A 16,993-nucleotide genomic window follows, 5' to 3' on the forward strand; every position below is an offset into this window, starting at 1 on the left:
GATTATTCATCAACATTTGGTGATAGAGGTGACCCATGCAACACTTGGTTACTTAATTTATGAAAATAACGACATATTCACGATAAAGTAGAATGACTTAACAAGCTTTAGCACTTATTTAGATACGTTTTATAAATAAAACTTATTATTGTATCTACCCTTAGCCATTATAATTGCAGTAACCCTTAAAATAATTGGCGCTAACAATAATTATATAATATTTAGGAGAGATTTCATGTCAAAAGGACAAACTTTACAAGATCCGTTCTTGAACTCACTACGCAAAGATCGCATTCCTGTTTCTATTTTTTTAGTGAACGGTATTAAGCTGCAAGGTCAAATAGAATCATTCGATCAGTATGTGGTTTTGCTGAAAAATACCGTCAGTCAGATGGTATATAAGCATGCTATCTCAACAGTCGTCCCAGCACGTAATCCTCGTAGCAGCACAACGCCAAGCGCGACTACTCAAAGCCAAGGCGCAGCACCAATGGGCTATCCGAGTCAAAGTGGCGGTGTGAGCGGTGGTTTTGAGCGTGGCGGTAGCGCAAATCCAGCTACTGGTGGCGGCTTTGAAGAACGTGGTTTTGCCAATCGTAGTGGCTTTAATCGTGGAGGCTTTAGTCAAGGCCAAGAGCGCGGCTTTGAGCGCGGTAGCTTTGGTCAAGGTCAAGAGCGCGGTTTTGAGCGTGGTGGTTTTGGTCAAGATCGTGGTTTTGAAGCGCCGTCAGAGAATGTGGGTTATGACAACAAACCTAATGACGAATCTGGTGATAGTAACTCTTAGACCCTCCTACTAAGACATGAGATATCCTATTGAGACCTACTATTATAGTGGGTTTTTTTGTATTGATATTCTTATAAGTAATAACGTTTTAATGCACCCACGATAGCCTTAGGGCTGTATTCCTACAGAATCATATTAATATTGACCATAATTATTAATATGATTCATAGTATTATAAAATGTATAGTAAAATGATTCATCAAATTATAATAATATATAGCCAAAAATATAGAGTCATTGCAAACAAAAAATTAATAAAATATAGAGCCACTGTATGAATAGTCCTGAACGCAATCTAACCCATGAGCAATTTATTAGTACCGCTATTGATGCCATCAATACTGAAAAGGCGGCACTAGCATTACTGACCGAGCAAATAGATGATAGATTCGCTCAGGCTTGTGACATCATTTTGGCGTGTCAAGGCCGTGTGGTTGTGACAGGGATGGGTAAGTCTGGATTGATTGGTCGTAAGATAGCGGCGACATTTGCGTCTACTGGTACGCCATCGTTCTTTATGCATCCTGGTGAAGCAGGCCATGGTGACCTTGGGATGTTGGTCAAAGGGGATGTGTTGCTTGCCATCTCTAACTCTGGCGAGTCAGATGAGATAAAAATGCTTTTGCCTGTGGTCAAGCACTTAAATATTCCGCTGATTAGTATCAGTCGAGATAAACGCGGTATGCTGCCCCATGCTGCGGATATTATATTGACACTTGGTAAGTCGCAAGAAGCTTGCCCGCTAAATCTTGCTCCCACCTCAAGTACTACAGCGACACTAGCGCTCGGTGATGCATTGGCAGTTGCCTTGGTACATGCTCGCAATTTTACCTCAGAAGATTTTGCGTTATCGCATCCTGCTGGCGCACTGGGTCGGCAGTTATTGACGCGAGTAGAAGATTTGATGCACACCAAATTAGAAGATTTACCACTCATCAATCAGCAAGCACCCTTACAAGAAGCGCTATTTATCATGTCAGCTGGGCGATTAGGCATGACGGTAGTTACGGATGATGAAAAAAAGGTGGTGGGTATATTTACCGATGGTGATTTGAGGAGAGGGTTGGAAAAAGGCATTGATTTACAGACACCGATGCGTGAGCTGATGGTAAGTAGCCCTCGTCGTATCAGTAAATCTATGCGAGCTTCAGATGCACTCAGTGTGATGAATGAAAATGCTATCAGTCAGTTGCTTATTATCGATGATAAGCTACGTCTAGAAGCCATTATTACGGTACATGATTTACTACAAGCCGGTGTAAAATAAGCGTTATATTAGAGTATATATTAATAGAAGAGATGACTGATGCAAGACTTAATAAAAAAAGCCGGACAAGTAAAGCTATTGGTCATGGACGTTGATGGGATTCTATCAAACGGTCAAATTATCTATGATGCCAATGGTATTGAGACCAAAGCGTTTTCTGTCTATGATGGTGTAGGCGTCAAGTCATTAGCCCGTTATGGTATTTTGACCGCAATTATTACCGGTCGTAGCAGTCCTATGGTTGCTAAGCGCGCAACAGAGATCGGCGTAGATTATATTGTGCAGGGTCGTGATGATAAGCTGGTGGCGTTAAATGAGCTGCTTGCAAGCCTTGATCCGGCGCTTCATATCACAGCTGCTGATTGCGCCTATATGGGCGATGATTTGCCTGATATCAAAGCCATGCAAACGGTAGGATTCGCGGCTACTGTACCAAATGCCCATGCGGAGGTTATCAATCGCAGTGATATGGTGACCACGCGAGTCGGCGGTACAGGCGCCGTACGTGAAGTATGTGATCTCATTTTAAAGGGTCATGGACATTACCAAGACTTTATCGCGCACTATACGCTTGATGAAGTAAAAAATCAGGATGACTTATCGTGAATACTCGTGTTTTAATAGTCATTACCTTGATCATAGCTGGTCTTGCTGGTTGGTTTTTTAAGCAGCAAGGGGAAATCACGCCGCCAGTCAATATTGAAACCTCTGATGTCGATTATGAAGCAACAGATATCAAGGCGGTACAGACAAACGAGCAAGGCGAAACAGAATATGAGCTAAGCGCTGAGTCATTAACGCACAATCCGGCAACCAATCAAGATGAGATGAAAGGCATTACCATGAACTGGGAGCCTTCAGATGAGCAACGTTATCGTATCGAAGCGGGTACAGCGGCTATCAGTCAGCAGACGGGCGAGCTGAGTTTATCAGGCGGTTTTTCTTTAATCAGTGAAGGCAAAACAGCTAAGCCTGAAGTCGAACCCATTAAGGTCACCGGTGCCACATTGAAAGGTAATACCAAGTCAGGTCAAGTGTATAGTAATGATCCGGTCAAGGTTGAACAAGGTATGAACCGTTTTGAAGCATCGAGTATGAAAGCCAATCTTGAAACAGGCGAGTATGAATTTGGTCAAGTGGCGGTCTCTTTTACGCCTGCTGACCGTCAAGACAAAGCCTTGTTCTAATTAGCATATTATTCAGTGAAGCATCTATAGTCAGGGAAAAGTAATATCGATACATCAAGTACTGCTGATATTAATTTTTCTTGCTTGCTGTAGCTAGCCGACAGAGGCTGCAAAAAATTTATATCAGCAGCACTGTAGCGTTTTTGAGATATTTTAACTATAGCAGGAAGTTTGCAAACTCTACTACCCATTACAAAACGAGTAATTTTCATGAAATCTAATTCTTTGCCTACTTTACGCTTGCTATCGACGCGCTATATTCAAGTGTCGCATAGATTGCGTGCATTGCCAGTAGTCATGCTGTTGGCGCTGCCATTATATAGCCATGCTTTGCCATCAGATGCCAATCAGCCGATCAAACTATTGGCGGACAAAGCCACTTATAGTGAGCGTAGCGGTATTACAAGCTACTCCGGTGCGGTAGTTATTACCCAAGGTACATTTAAGATGACGGCTGACAATATTACGGTCAATTTATCACAGGGTCGAAGTATCAATTCTGCAGTAGCAACAGGGCGTCCAGCGACGATGCAGCAGGTTGTGACGCAAGAAAAAGGTCTGGCAAAAGGTCAGGCAAACAAGATTGACTACAATGCCGTTACAGGTATTGTCACGCTGACGGGCAATGCAAAATTGGTACAAAATGGCGCAAGTTTTGCCGGAAACGTTATCCGCTATAGCTTAAAAGCCGGTGATGTGGAAGCGACCGCTGGCGGCAATCAGCGCGTGGAATTGGTGTTCCCGCCTAATAATAGCAACAGCCAAAGCAGCATACGCTAAGCGTTATAATCAATTAAGCCAAGACCCATAAAGCCAGTAATAACATAAATAAGCGACTGAACATCTGAGCAGTTGGCATGAAGTGGAATGCTGTCATATTATGAGCAAGGTATAAGTCAGTTATGAGTAAGTTATGAATGATAATAGAAGTAACAACCCTGTAGTACTAACCGATCATGTTGAGCCGGTTGCTCGTTTATCGATGCAAAACTTGGGTAAGCGCTATGGTAAACGCTGGGTTGTTAAAGATGTCTCATTTTCTGTTGAGCAAGGGCAAGTGGTTGGATTGTTAGGTCCAAATGGTGCAGGTAAAACGACCAGTTTTTATATGGTAGTTGGACTGGTCAATATGGATAAAGGCCGTGTCACCTTGGGAAATATGGACTTATCCAAATATGCCATGCATGAGCGTGCGCGTGCCGGTATTGGTTATTTACCACAAGAAGCCTCTATTTTTCGTAAGCTATCCATTGAAGACAATATCTTAGCGATTCTGCAAACTCGTAAAGATTTAAATAGTAACCAGCAGCGTCAAGAGCTTGAAAAACTCATTGATGATTTTCATTTGGAGCATGTACGAAAATCTCTGGGCATGAGCGTATCAGGCGGTGAGCGTCGTCGTTGCGAGATTGCTCGCGCTCTAGCAGCTGACCCCAAATTTATCTTATTAGATGAGCCTTTTGCCGGTGTAGATCCTATCTCTGTTGGTGATATCAAAGATGTTATTTTGGCGCTCAAACGACGCGGTATTGGCGTGTTAATCACTGACCATAATGTCCGTGAAACTTTAGCGATTTGTGAAAAAGCTTATATCGTCTCAGAGGGTGCTATCATTGCTGAGGGTACCTCAGAAGAAGTTCTAGAAAATGAGCTGGTAAAATCTGTGTATCTTGGTAAAGACTTTCAGGTATAGATTGGTTAACTTATTACTGGATTGATTCCTTATCTAACCATGCTGACATAAGATTCGCTACTATGCATTCTTAGTCAGCCCTCGCCATGTGTTGTGTATATTTTGCCGTTCGCAAAATCCTTCTATAAAACATTGCTTCTTAAAGCAACTGCTTGTTTATCTTAATATTTATACTTTAGTTCTTATCTTTAAAAATACGCTTATAAGCGTCATTCCTTTTCATATACTCTCACTTTTAGACTTGAACACCTGCATAAGGCTTCTATATTATGGCAAAAAATAAAACCAGTTATGTCTGTCAAGCTTGCGGCGCTCATTTTGGCAAGTGGGCAGGGCAATGTAGTGATTGCGGCGAGTGGAACAGCTTACTTGAAGCACCCAACGTCAGCATGCCACATCACAATAAAAACACCGCAAAACCCAATGCCGGTCGTGCAACGCCTCGCAATGCAAGTGGCGCACCTGCTGGAAATTATGCGGGCACGCATAGTGCTGTGATGCCGCTCAATGCGGTGAGCGTCGGTTTAGATACTCGTTTACCAACAGGTATCAGTGAGTTTGATCGCGTATTGGGCGGCGGTTTGGTTGCCGGTTCTGTGGTATTGATTGGCGGTGACCCCGGTATCGGTAAATCGACTATTCTATTGCAAACGGCGACCAATATGGCAAAAGCTGATTCACTGGCAGGGAGTGCGCTGTATGTGACTGGCGAGGAGTCATTGGCACAGGTCGCCATGCGAGCAAAGCGCTTAGATTTGCCTGCAGACAGACTTCGTGTCCTTGCAGAAACCAATGTGGAAACGATTTGCGCGGCTTTAACGCAAGAGCAACCGGCGATTGCCATTATTGACTCTATCCAGACCATTTATACCGATGCCATCAACTCTGCGCCAGGCGGGGTCAGTCAAATTCGAGAGTCAGCAGCTATTTTGACACGCTATGCTAAACAGACAGGTACGGCGCTGTTTTTAGTAGGGCATGTCACCAAAGAAGGAACCCTTGCCGGTCCACGCGTTCTTGAGCATATGGTCGATACTGTCTTGTACTTTGAAGGACAATCTGATTCGCGTTTTCGCATGATTCGCGCCGTCAAAAACCGTTTTGGCGCGGTCAATGAGCTAGGTATTTTTGGCATGACAGATATGGGACTAAAAGAGGTCGCTAACCCGTCAGCGATATTTTTGAGCCGTTATGATAAGCCCGTGGCTGGTTCTGTAGTCATGGTCAGCCGAGAAGGCACAAGACCGCTATTGGTAGAAGTACAAGCCTTGGTAGATGATTCTCAAGGCTCACCAAGGCGCATGGCATTAGGATTAGACTTTCAGCGCTTGTCCATGCTATTGGCAGTCATGCATCGCCATGGCGGTATTCATACCAGCGGACAAGATGTGTATGTCAACGTCGTGGGCGGTGTTAAAGTGATAGAAACTGGGTCGGACTTGGCAGTATTATTAGCCTGTGCGTCCAGCATTAGGGAAAAAGCCTTGCCATCGTCATTGGCGGTCTTTGGTGAAGTCGGTTTATCGGGTGAAATTCGTCCTGTCCCCAATGGACAAGAGCGTTTAAAAGAAGCCATGAAGCATGGTTTTAAGCATGCCATTATTCCTAAAGCCAATGCGCCTGCCAAAGATGCGCCGCAATTCAAAGGCATTAATGTCATTGCAGTCGAACGTCTTGATGATGCGATTGCGAGTGCATTCGAGTTATAGTTTGTTGATCTAATATTTATATCTATAAACCTTGTAAATTTAAGACACGAAAAAGCGCCTAACTATCAATTAGTTAGGCGCTCTTAGTTAAATCTAAAAATATTTGTACAAAACCGTTAAAGGCTTAAACCGCGAATGGTCTAAAACGTTAATGGTTTAAGAAGAAGGTCCTGAAACACGCTCAATCGCGACGTTACCGACACCTTTAGCAGTAATACCAAGTTTTTTGGCAGCACCATAAGATAAATCCATCACACGATTACCATGGAACGGACCACGATCATTTACTTTAACGATGACGCTTTTACCATTGGTTTTGTTGGTCACTCTAACATAACAGTTTAATGGCAATGAGCGATGTGCAGCCGTTAAACCATTCATATCAAAAGTTTCGCCACTGGCGGTTTTGCGACCATGAAACTGGCGACCATACCAAGAAGCTAAACCGGTTTGCTTGAATTTGCTGACCGAGTTAGAGGCAACAGCTGTTAAACGCTCTAACACATCTTCATCATTACTGACTTGGGCGGTATCACTGGCTAACAGTGAGCTGCTAAGCGCTAATGAAGCAGGTTGGCGTGCAGACTTGACTAAACTTGATGCGCCGTCATGTTGACGACTAAGTTCACCAAGTACACGGTCGATATGGGAGGCGTTATCTTGCGAGATCATAGCAAGGGAGGTTCTTGATTCTACAGCATTTGCATTAGAAGCGATTGCAGAGCCAGCAAATAGTACCGCTGACATTGTAAGTAAACCAGATAAACGCTTATTCATAAATACCTCTATGACTTATACCTTAGAACCTAACTCTAAAAACATCTTAGATTGAGCGAGATAATGTTAGACCAATCTAACAATACCGCAAACTCCAAAACCGATATCAATCTATCTTCTTTATAATGACTGATTTTATCGTTCGGCTTTTATAAGTTCTAACGTATGGTAATTTTTAATTCATGATCATAACTGGATTGATGATTGTAAATAATCCACTTATGACACGCTCAAATGATAGTTAACCATCTTAATTAAAATATTCATCAACAACTAAAATCAGATACTAATATTCGATAAACAGCCTTTTTAACATTGCTAAGTTAATAAAGGGTTTCGAGAGTTTTACGTATGAGTTTGTTATTAAACCGTTAATTAAGTAGTGACTTTGAAAGTCTAAAATCTACAAGTTGCTAACTATACGGATGAGCTACAACGACAATATAATTAAATGCTAACTTTCTTAGTAGGTCTGTACGGGTTATGTATAAATGACACTAAGACGAGATTAACGCAAATAATTGTAAAAGACAAGGAATAAAACAGACTGGTATTCAATCCTAAATACTGAATATTAGGTACAATTTGTAAGGGTGGTATTTGAAAATATTAGTAATTAAATCATAATCTTATGATTGAATAAGGCGTAATAAAATTATAGTTTTTATAATAGTTCATGTATAATTGATTACAAATAAAATGTGCAAAAATGAACTTATTTACTGAGATTTTTGCACATTGTATCTTTACGTATACTTACTTAGTAACTAGATTTTAAGTCAAATTTTTGCGGTTATTTGTTAATCGATTCAATTTTGAAACATACTATGTTATGTTTTCTTTATGTATTCAGTCATCTATGTATCATCGCCATTTTCACTGTTTTAGATACTGACATAAGCTATTGAATACTTAATTTCTGAAAAATTCATTGCACCTTGATAGGACTTATAAAGGGTATAAAAAAAGAGACCGTATTATTAAAATATTGTCTCTTTAGGTATAGAAATGGAGATACTTAGTCTGACTTGTGCGTATGAATGGACATCAGTAAACCAAAACCTGCCATTAAAGTAACAATGGCAGTACCACCATAACTGATAAAAGGCAGAGGTACACCAACGACAGGTAAAATACCGCCGACCATACCAACATTGACAAAGACATACACAAAAAACGACATCGCAATCGCGCCTGCTAGTAGTCGGCTATAAGTATCAGGATGAGAAAAGGCGATATATAAGGCGCGGGTCAATAAGCATGCATAAATAAACATCAATAGTATGACACCAAGCAAGCCAAACTCTTCAGAGAAAGCCGCGATAATAAAGTCGGTATGACCTTCTGGTAAGAAATGCAAATGCGACTGCGTACCCTCTAAATAGCCTTTACCCGTTAGACCGCCGGAGCCGATAGCAGTTTTGGACTGAATGATATTCCAGCCAGCACCTTGCACATCTGCCTCAGGATTGAATAGTGTGAGTACACGGGTACGCTGATAGTCGTGTAACAAAAAATTCCAAGCAAAGGCAACAAGCGGGATCGACAAAGCAACCGCACCAGCTATCAGTTGCCACGATAGCCCTGCCAAAAACAGCACAAAGATACCGCTAGCAGCAACTAATAATGAAGTGCCAAGATCTGGCTCTTTAGCGATTAATAAGACTGGCACCACAATTAACGCCAAGGTAATGCCAATACTGGGTAGTGAAGGGGGCAGATCACGCTTAGACAAAAACCACGCACACATCATAGGCATGCCAAGCTTCATAAACTCTGAGGGCTGCACACTACCAAATCCTGGTAGATTAATCCAGCGCTGCGCCCCCATACGTACTTCACCGATAATATCAACCAACACCAGTAGTATCAGACCCAATACATAAAAGATGGGCGTAAAAGTACGATAAAGGCTCGGTGGTATCTGCGCCATGATAAACATAACGGTAAAAGCGACACCATAGCTGACCATTTGTCGTAGCACCATACTCGTATCTTGAGCGGCTGCACTATATAAAATCGTTAGCCCAATACAACAAACGGTCAATAATAAAAGGGTCAACCAAGGGTCAATATGACTACGTTGCCAAAAGGTCGGTGTCTGACCTTGACCGAAATGGTGGCTCTGTCGGGAAAAACGATATTGCGGGTTAGAAGACATAGGCAAAGTGTGACTGGCAGTTGGCGTGGAAGAAGGGCTATATTTAGCAGAAGACTTAAGAAAATCGATAATTATAGGGCATTTAACCGATTAGATGATAAAAAAAGTAACTTGTCGGTAATAAAGTAACGTCAATATAAAAATAATGAGGATAAGTGTTAATAACGAATAAGTCGCTGCCAATTGGTGACGATAGTTTAGCTTGCTTGCTTAAAATTTGATAGTATCGATAAAACGTTTTTAGCGGTGTTTGTTGCAATGATCGAAATAACAAAAAAAGTTTACAGGCAAATCCATAAGCCTATTATTGCACTCTGTATTTGTGCCAGCACTATGAGTGCCCATGCTGCTATTATTAGTGATAATAGTGAGCGCCGTATCCAAGTACGTCAGGGTAGCAGCGTGAACAACAGCAACGCCAATACCTATATCACGCCATCTGCACAAAGAGCGCCTTATAATGCAGGGGTGACTATTTTAAGCGGATCAAGTGGCGATAGTATGCAAGGACTGATTCAGCAAAAGCAGCGTGAGTTTGAATTTGATGCCAGCTTATCAATAGAAGAGAACAAACGTGTCATTACCAATAGAAGTACGCCGCGTTATAACACCACCTATAGCACGGGTAATAACAATTACAATGATTTTATCAGCATGGATTTTAATACTTGGCTCAACAGTAATAGCTATCGCGCAAGCCAAGTAGCAAACTATCAGCGCTATTTAAGCGCGCGTGTCGGCGCTCGAAACGTACCGCCTTTGTCACAGCTACTGACCACCGCTCGCAGTTGGGACAAATGTGGCTATGAGCCGTATCAGCTGCCTCCTCAAGAGCTGTGGTCAAACATTGTACCGACATTGCAGCTATACAGTCAGCTGAAAAGCCAAGGGATTCTGCCAGCAAACAGTGAGATACGCTCGGTATATCGTAGTCCCGGATTAAATGACTGCGCGGGCGGCGCGAGTAGTAGTAAGCATATGACAGCTGGCGCGATTGATATTTGGGTGCCAGATTATGAAAGTAGTCCATGGCAGCTGAGCCGAATGCAAGACAGCTTATGTGAGTTTTGGCAATATCAGGGTCAGTCGCACAATTTTGGTCTAGGATTATATTCCACTGGTGCTATACATTTAGATACCGATGGTTATCGTAAATGGGGCTTTAATCATGCCAGTAGCAGCTCTGCCTGCCGCTACTGACGATAATTCTAAGATAGAAAAAAGCTCAGCCCGTATATATAATGGGCTGAGCTTTTTTATAGCACTATGAAAGATAAATTAACTATTTAGCCGCCTTCTTATCCCAAGGATTGACCTCACCAACGGTCACAATTAAGAAGTCATTAGGCTTTAAGGTATCACGCAGGGTCTGATTCACCTCTGCTAATTTGACTTGTTCGATACGATTGACATAGTTGCTAAGATAGCTTGTTGGTAGCTGATAAAAATTCATCATACCAAGCAAACCATTAATACCAGCGTTACTGGCAAAACCCATTGGGAAGCTGTTTTTTAAATTATCCGTGGTCAGCTTCATCTCAGTACTAGTAATGCCATTTTTTAACGTGTCATTAATAACGTCTAAACTAGCATCAATGGCGGCACGAGCCTTGTCATTGCGCGTCGAAAAACCTATCTGATATGGTCCGCGTGTCAGCATCGGACTCATTGAGCCTGAAATACCATAAGTATAGCCAAGGTTTTGTCTGATTTCCGTCATCAGTCGTGCATTAAAATCGCCCCCTGCGAGCACCTCGTTGCCAACAGCAAAACTGGTTTGCTTTTGCTGCGCTTGCAGATCCGTTGCACGCTTATCACCAAGTTGCCCCATCAGTACTGTCGTTTGAGTGCTAGGAAAGGGAATATGAATATGCTGAGACTTCGTCAATGGTTTTGGTTCAGGCAGAATAGGCGCTGCTTGACCAGTAGGTAAACCCGCCGTGATGTTTTCTGCCAGTTTTTTGGCTTGCGTTAAAGTGAGATTACCTGTCATAGAAAGGCTAGCGTTGGCGGCAACCAGATAGCGATTTTTAAAGTCTATCAGCTGTTGTCTTGTGATATTAGGTACTGTTTCAAGGGTGCCAACAGAAGGATGAGCATAAGGATGGCCGCCATAGAGTGCTTTATCAAAAGCAAGGCTGGCAAGGCTGTTTGGGTCTTGTTTTTGCTGCTGCAAGCCGACCAATAAACGGGCTTTATTACGAGCTAGAATTTGCTCATTAAAACTTGGTTCGGTGAGCATTTGGGTCATCAAATCGATGGCAGGTAATAGATGTTTATCGTCAGATAAACTGCGTAATGAGACCGTAAACATATCTTTATAGGCACTGCTGCCTAGATTGATACCTAAGGTTTCAACCGCGCGAGTAAATTCATTTTCATCTAAACGTTTGGAGCCTTGTTCGAGCATAGTCGCTGTCATATTGGCGATACCAAAACCTGTGCTACTGATACTGCCATCGCGCGCGCTACCAGCATTAAAACGTAAATCGATGTCGACAATGGGTAATGCCGTCGTCGGTACAAAAAGTACTGGCACACCCGCTTTGGTCTTAAACTGTTGAATCTTTGGAACGGTAACTTTTAAAGGCTTAGCATTATCGAGGCTAGTCAGCTTAGACAACGCAGCAATAGGTGCATTAATATCGACTGCAGATGCCTGAGTACGATAATCCTCACCAGTAATGCCATCAGCCTGCGCGGTCATGGTCAAAGTAGTCAGCCCCAAAAATAACCCCATGCTCAAATAGGGTAGTCGCTTAAATGTTGGCTTTATTGATGACACCAGAACAGTATTCTTTTCAGCATGGAGAGTAGGATTTTGAGTCATATCTTTCTTCTTATTAATAGTGTTTTAGTCATTGGTATTTTGAGTCATGATATTTGATAACATTATCCAATATTACAGTACCCTTATTTTTTCTTAACGACCTTTTTGACTGCCTCTTTAGGTGGGATAATATGCATGACCGTCAAATTGTCTTTGACCAAATACTTTTTACTAGCTGCTTGTATGTCTGCAACCGTTACGGTATCCATTTTGGTGGGTAGCTGAGCAAGTAACCTATCATCGAGACCGATAGATTGTAGTGAGCCAATTATACGCGCTTGACCTTCCATGCTGTCTTGCGCGTATACCAGACCAGTGACCGTATTGGTTTTGGCGCGCTCGATTTCATCGGTGGCAATTGGATCGGTTTTAAGCTTTTCTATTTCAGAGATGATGGCTTGCTGCGCTTGCGCTAAGCTGACGCCTTCACGCGGAGTCGCTTGTATCAAAAATAGCCCGTCGCCTCGATCTAATAGATCATAAGACGTACCCACTGTGGTCAGGAGCCCTTGCTCGCGTACCAATCGACTCTCAAGGCGCGCTGACAAACCGCCATCCAATACGTCTTGCGCAAGCGATAGTGCATAGGCTTGTTTTTCATTGCTTGCATCTGTTGTCACAAGACTTGGCACGTTATAACCCATAAGCAATACAGGCACTTGTACTGCTTGCTCGGATTCTACTTGCTGATAACCACGAAAACCTTTTTGATTAACGGCAGAACGTTTTGGCAGCTTACTCGGTTTTAGCTCACCAAAGTAGCGCTTTACTTGGGTTAAGACTTCAGTGGGCTCAACGTCGCCAACAATAACCAAGGTGGCATTATTTGGTGCATACCATGTTTTATACCAGTCTTTTAAGTCTGAGAGCGTAATCGATTCAAGCTCATTCATAGGTCCGATGACTGACTCGCCTTTGGGGCTATTTGGCAAGGCCAGCAAACGAAATGACTCATAAGCCTTGGCAAGTGGATTATCATCAGTACGCTGACGACGCTCCTCCATGACAACTTGATGCTCTTTAGCAAACTCTTTTTCATTAAATACTAAGTTTTTCATCCGATCTGCTTCAAGCTCAAGTGCTAAAGGAAAACGGTTGGCAGGGAATAGCTCGTAATAACCCGTATAATCATAGCTAGTAAAGGCATTATTGACGCCGCCAAACTTAGCAATTAAGCGTTCATAATCAGCGCTTGAAACGTTACTAGTGCCTTTAAACATCATATGCTCAAGCACATGCGAGATACCACCTTTATTGACCGGCTCATCAGCTGAGCCAACCCGATACCAAATCTGAGTCATCACCACAGGCGCACGATGATCTTCTTTGACGATTATTTTTAGACCGTTTTCCAGCTGATATTCATGGCGACCAGAGATATCCATAGTCAGCGCTGATGATGGCTGAGCGTCCTTGGTAACTATATTTTCAGGCACTGGATGCTTGACCGCAGTCATAGGATTGGCGTTAATGGTACTGGTTTGACAAGCGGCAAGTGTGGTCGCCATGGCTAAGGCAGATGCAAGACGTAAAGAGAGTGTGGTTCGAGATAAAGGGACAGACATGGTATGTTCTACTTATATAAAAGGAAGACTTTTAAACGGGCAGCTTATAAATGGATGAGAGCGTATAGTGAGTTCAATATAAAAGAGTTACGTTCAGAATAGCATTATGCTGGGATAAATTTCTCTCGCTTGCTGTGCGCTTCGCACTCCAGAGGCTTCGTAAAATTTATCCCAGCAGTACTGTGTTCTTTTTAAATTGAATTGACTATATATCTATTTTCATCATGGTACTGATACTTATACCATCATAAAGATTTGTGCGCACCAACCATGACACTGGCAGTCGGCTTGAATTCTTGAGTCGTGTTACAACCTGTCGCTGATAGTGCCATCGTCGCCAGTAATAAAGCAGCAGTGATATGGGTAATGTTTTTATAATGATTGGATAAAGACAACATAAGACATTCCTAATATAAGTAAGAAGCATGGAGATAAAGGGTATAAACAGGTATTTAATTAGCTTTGCTAAGAGTAGGCGAAGTTTGCCATCGCAAAGGTCAGATTTATGTGTCCAAACCTTAAGCGAAACTTGCTCAATGAGCGATCTTATTTATCATCTTTTTCACGCTAAAGGTTTAATAGTGCTTTTGTATCACTTGATGATTTTTGCCATTTATAAGCAATCTAGGATGCGAAAGGCTGAGCTCAACTTGAATTATGCTAAACTAGACTAAAAATAATCTCTGCATTGAATCATAGAAAACGGACAATACAACGATATACAGATCCGGTTTTACCATAAACACATTACTGATACTGATGAACTTTAGGGCAAACTTATGAATAACCCCAATAATAGCAATCGTGTGGTCATTAATCTTGACAGCGGACTTGATGAATTAGATGACGATGATATTACCTTACCCAGTCTGCCAGTGCAATCTGTCCCTATTATCGATGCCCCTGAAAGAAATGAGGTAAGTAATAGTGATGAGCCAGTAACGCCTACAGTCAATAAGCAAGTATCAAGCACCGATGCAGCCGAGAGCATTGCCCTAGGCGCGCCTATCCTCATGACGCAAAAGCAGAGTCATACAGACAATACCTCAGAGAGCTTTGCAAATACCAATGAAACAGAGAAGACAACACCAGCTGTCTCTGGATCAAAAATCCCTACTATGCCCTTACAAGCACAATTAGGAGATCTGCCAAGCGTTGCGCCTAGCAGTGCAAGTAGCATTAATAGTAATAGTAATCAAGCGTCTTCTGAGCCACAGCAAACGATTCCAGTAGAGTCGCAAGCAAATAAAGCGTTGCAAGAAGAACAAGAAAGCAGCAAAAAAGGCAGCTGGTTTAACCGGATGAAAACCGGTTTAAGTAAGTCGCGTAAGAACTTAGCCGAAGGGATGGTCAGTATCCTTATTGGTGGCAAAGAGATTGATGATGAGCTATTAGAAGAGGTTGAAGACCAACTGTTGGTGGCTGATATTGGTGTCAATGCAACCAATCGTATTATCAAAAGCCTTACTGAGCAGACAGATCGCGGTGATTTAATCTACGCGCATTCACTATACAAGGCATTGCAGACTGAATTGGTCGATATCTTAACGCCGAAAGTTGCGCCGCTTATTATTGATAGCAGCAAAAAACCTTTTGTGATTTTAGTCGTAGGCGTGAATGGCGTAGGTAAAACGACGACTATCGGTAAACTTGCCAAACGTTTGCAAGGCGAGGGTAAGTCTGTGATGTTAGCAGCAGGGGACACTTTCCGCGCAGCAGCGACTGAACAGCTACAAATCTGGGGCGAACGCAATAACATTCCAGTTGTGGCGCAAGGTCATGGCTCTGATAGTGCATCAGTTATCTTTGATGCCATGCAATCTGCTAAAGCAAAAAATATTGATGTGTTAATTGCTGATACGGCAGGGCGCTTGCAAAATAAAACCCACCTGATGGCGGAGCTTGAAAAAGTCGTGCGCGTTATGCGTAAAGCCGATCCAAGCGCGCCACATGAAGGCATGATTGTGCTTGATGCTGGCACGGGTCAAAATGCCATTAATCAAGTGGAATTATTTAATAAAGTGGTACCATTAACCGGAATCACGATTACCAAACTAGACGGGACTGCCAAAGGCGGTGTGGTCTTTAATATTGCCGAAACGACAGATGTGCCTATTCGTTATATTGGCGTAGGTGAGTCGATTGATGATCTGCGTGCCTTTAGTCCAAAACAATTTGTCGCCGCGCTGTTTGAAACTGATGACAAAGAATAGCGCTCAACAGTTTATTTTAGTCAATACTCAAGTCTTGAAAATATAACGATTTGAAAAGGAGTAGTCATGATAGTCACCACAGCCGCTTTTGGATCTAATCAGTTAACATTAATTGCGAGTGCCAATGAGCATAGCAGTCCTAAGCTGGTTGAAGTCAATTGGCTGCTGGCAGGTGACTCTTGGCACAGTTCGAAATCTATTCCCAAGCTTAAAAAGCATTATGGTATTGACGATCAGAGTTTTACATTCATAGATAAAGACAGCCTAAGCAAAAATGAACCTACTCAAGCATTATTAATAGAGGCTATAGCACAATTAGCGGAGTATTTTAACGGTGAGCGTCAAGCGTTCGATTTGTCACTAGATATGAGCCTAGGAACTAAATTTCAGCAGCGAGTTTGGCAAGCACTACAAGATATTGGTTATGGCAAGACGATTAGCTATGCAACGCTGGCACAAAATATCGATAGTCCCAAAGGCTTTCGTGCGGTTGCGAATGCCAATAGTAAAAACCCTTTTAGTATTGTTGTTCCGTGTCATCGTGTTATTGCAAGCGACGGCAAACTTGGTGGTTATACAGGCGGCTTAGATAAGAAAACGCATTTGTTAGCGCTTGAAGGCGTCACGTGCAAAGCTTAGTTTGAAGTAATTGCTCGTCACATATTGCTGAACAAAAAAGCCAAACGCTAAAAACGTTTGGCTTTTTTAATACAAATGTCCCGTCCTGAAATAAGTTTACGAAAAAGGAGCTTATTCATGGACAAGTTAGACACTGTAAAGGTTAAGCGCACTCAAAAAGATTAT

The 16,993-nt window shown here is 42.4% G+C and carries 15 protein-coding genes and 1 pseudogene; 10 read left to right on the top strand and 6 right to left on the bottom strand.

Features of this window, described 5'->3' with window-relative positions; all coding sequences use genetic code 11:
• Nucleotides 1-235 precede the first annotated feature (235 nt).
• From hfq to lptC, 4 genes are all read left to right on the top strand, one after another.
• A complete protein-coding gene (gene hfq / locus JMX89_RS05315) occupies nt 236-787 on the top strand; it encodes an RNA chaperone Hfq (protein ID WP_201532264.1) in 552 nt (183 codons plus the stop codon).
• Nucleotides 788-1,061: 274 nt separating this feature from the next.
• On the top strand, nt 1,062-2,054 hold the full coding sequence (locus JMX89_RS05320) for a KpsF/GutQ family sugar-phosphate isomerase (RefSeq protein ID WP_201551057.1): 993 nt from the start codon (nt 1,062-1,064) through the stop codon (nt 2,052-2,054).
• 39 nt (nt 2,055-2,093) lie between these two features.
• Nucleotides 2,094-2,660: a KdsC family phosphatase gene (locus tag JMX89_RS05325; RefSeq protein ID WP_201551059.1), complete on the top strand. Its 567-nt coding sequence runs from the start codon at nt 2,094-2,096 to the stop codon at nt 2,658-2,660.
• Entirely contained in the window at nt 2,657-3,241 is a 585-nt protein-coding gene (lptC, locus tag JMX89_RS05330) for an LPS export ABC transporter periplasmic protein LptC (RefSeq protein WP_201551061.1), read from the top strand. The genes JMX89_RS05325 and lptC overlap by 4 nt, the downstream gene beginning before the upstream one ends.
• Nucleotides 3,242-3,249: 8 nt before the next feature.
• On the opposite strand, the gene JMX89_RS05335 is transcribed toward lptC, so the two are convergent.
• Nucleotides 3,250-3,453 carry a hypothetical protein gene (locus JMX89_RS05335; protein ID WP_201551063.1) on the bottom strand — a complete coding sequence of 68 codons (204 nt, stop codon included), beginning with the start codon at nt 3,451-3,453 and terminating at the stop codon, nt 3,250-3,252.
• Between JMX89_RS05335 and lptA the strand changes: the two genes are divergently transcribed.
• From lptA to radA, 3 genes are all read left to right on the top strand, one after another.
• A complete protein-coding gene (lptA, locus tag JMX89_RS05340; RefSeq protein ID WP_413786919.1) occupies nt 3,452-4,021 on the top strand; it encodes a lipopolysaccharide transport periplasmic protein LptA in 570 nt (189 codons plus the stop codon). The two genes, JMX89_RS05335 and lptA, sit on opposite strands and share 2 nt — an antisense overlap.
• Before the next feature lie 202 nt (nt 4,022-4,223).
• Nucleotides 4,224-4,934, top strand: a complete 711-nt coding sequence (gene lptB / locus JMX89_RS05345; protein ID WP_379607833.1) for an LPS export ABC transporter ATP-binding protein — start codon at nt 4,224-4,226, stop codon at nt 4,932-4,934.
• Nucleotides 4,935-5,203: 269 nt separating this feature from the next.
• Entirely contained in the window at nt 5,204-6,643 is a 1,440-nt protein-coding gene (gene radA / locus JMX89_RS05350; protein ID WP_201551067.1) for a DNA repair protein RadA, read from the top strand.
• A gap of 156 nt (nt 6,644-6,799) precedes the next feature.
• Here the strand turns inward: radA and JMX89_RS12965 are convergent.
• Both JMX89_RS12965 and rodA read right to left on the bottom strand, forming a co-directional pair.
• Nucleotides 6,800-7,147, bottom strand: a pseudogene (locus JMX89_RS12965) (septal ring lytic transglycosylase RlpA family protein); the annotation flags it as partial.
• 1,291 nt (nt 7,148-8,438) lie between these two features.
• The gene (gene rodA / locus JMX89_RS05360) at nt 8,439-9,581 is read right to left on the bottom strand and encodes a rod shape-determining protein RodA (protein ID WP_011513816.1); all 1,143 of its coding nucleotides are present in this window, start codon (nt 9,579-9,581) and stop codon (nt 8,439-8,441) included.
• A gap of 333 nt (nt 9,582-9,914) precedes the next feature.
• Here rodA and JMX89_RS05365 point away from each other — a divergent pair, with 333 nt between their 5' ends.
• Nucleotides 9,915-10,781 carry a D-Ala-D-Ala carboxypeptidase family metallohydrolase gene (locus JMX89_RS05365; RefSeq protein WP_020443637.1) on the top strand — a complete coding sequence of 289 codons (867 nt, stop codon included), beginning with the start codon at nt 9,915-9,917 and terminating at the stop codon, nt 10,779-10,781.
• A gap of 82 nt (nt 10,782-10,863) precedes the next feature.
• Here JMX89_RS05365 and JMX89_RS05370 read toward each other — a convergent pair whose 3' ends face one another.
• The 3 genes from JMX89_RS05370 to JMX89_RS05380 form a co-directional block, all read right to left on the bottom strand.
• Complete coding sequence (locus JMX89_RS05370; protein ID WP_201551071.1) at nt 10,864-12,411, bottom strand: M16 family metallopeptidase; 1,548 nt, start codon at nt 12,409-12,411, stop codon at nt 10,864-10,866.
• Between the two features lie 83 nt (nt 12,412-12,494).
• Entirely contained in the window at nt 12,495-13,976 is a 1,482-nt protein-coding gene (locus JMX89_RS05375) for a M16 family metallopeptidase (RefSeq protein WP_201551073.1), read from the bottom strand.
• A 245-nt stretch (nt 13,977-14,221) separates the two neighbouring features.
• Nucleotides 14,222-14,374: a hypothetical protein gene (locus JMX89_RS05380; RefSeq protein ID WP_156772646.1), complete on the bottom strand. Its 153-nt coding sequence runs from the start codon at nt 14,372-14,374 to the stop codon at nt 14,222-14,224.
• A gap of 381 nt (nt 14,375-14,755) precedes the next feature.
• On the opposite strand from JMX89_RS05380, the gene ftsY reads away from it, so the two are divergent.
• Both ftsY and JMX89_RS05390 read left to right on the top strand, forming a co-directional pair.
• A complete protein-coding gene (gene ftsY, locus JMX89_RS12935) occupies nt 14,756-16,189 on the top strand; it encodes a signal recognition particle-docking protein FtsY (protein WP_320157704.1) in 1,434 nt (477 codons plus the stop codon).
• Nucleotides 16,190-16,255: 66 nt separating this feature from the next.
• Complete coding sequence (locus tag JMX89_RS05390; RefSeq protein WP_201532257.1) at nt 16,256-16,828, top strand: methylated-DNA--[protein]-cysteine S-methyltransferase; 573 nt, start codon at nt 16,256-16,258, stop codon at nt 16,826-16,828.
• Nucleotides 16,829-16,993 lie beyond the last annotated feature (165 nt).

It is taken from the genome of Psychrobacter sp. DD43 (assembly GCF_904846555.1).
GTDB lineage: Bacteria > Pseudomonadota > Gammaproteobacteria > Pseudomonadales > Moraxellaceae > Psychrobacter > Psychrobacter cryohalolentis.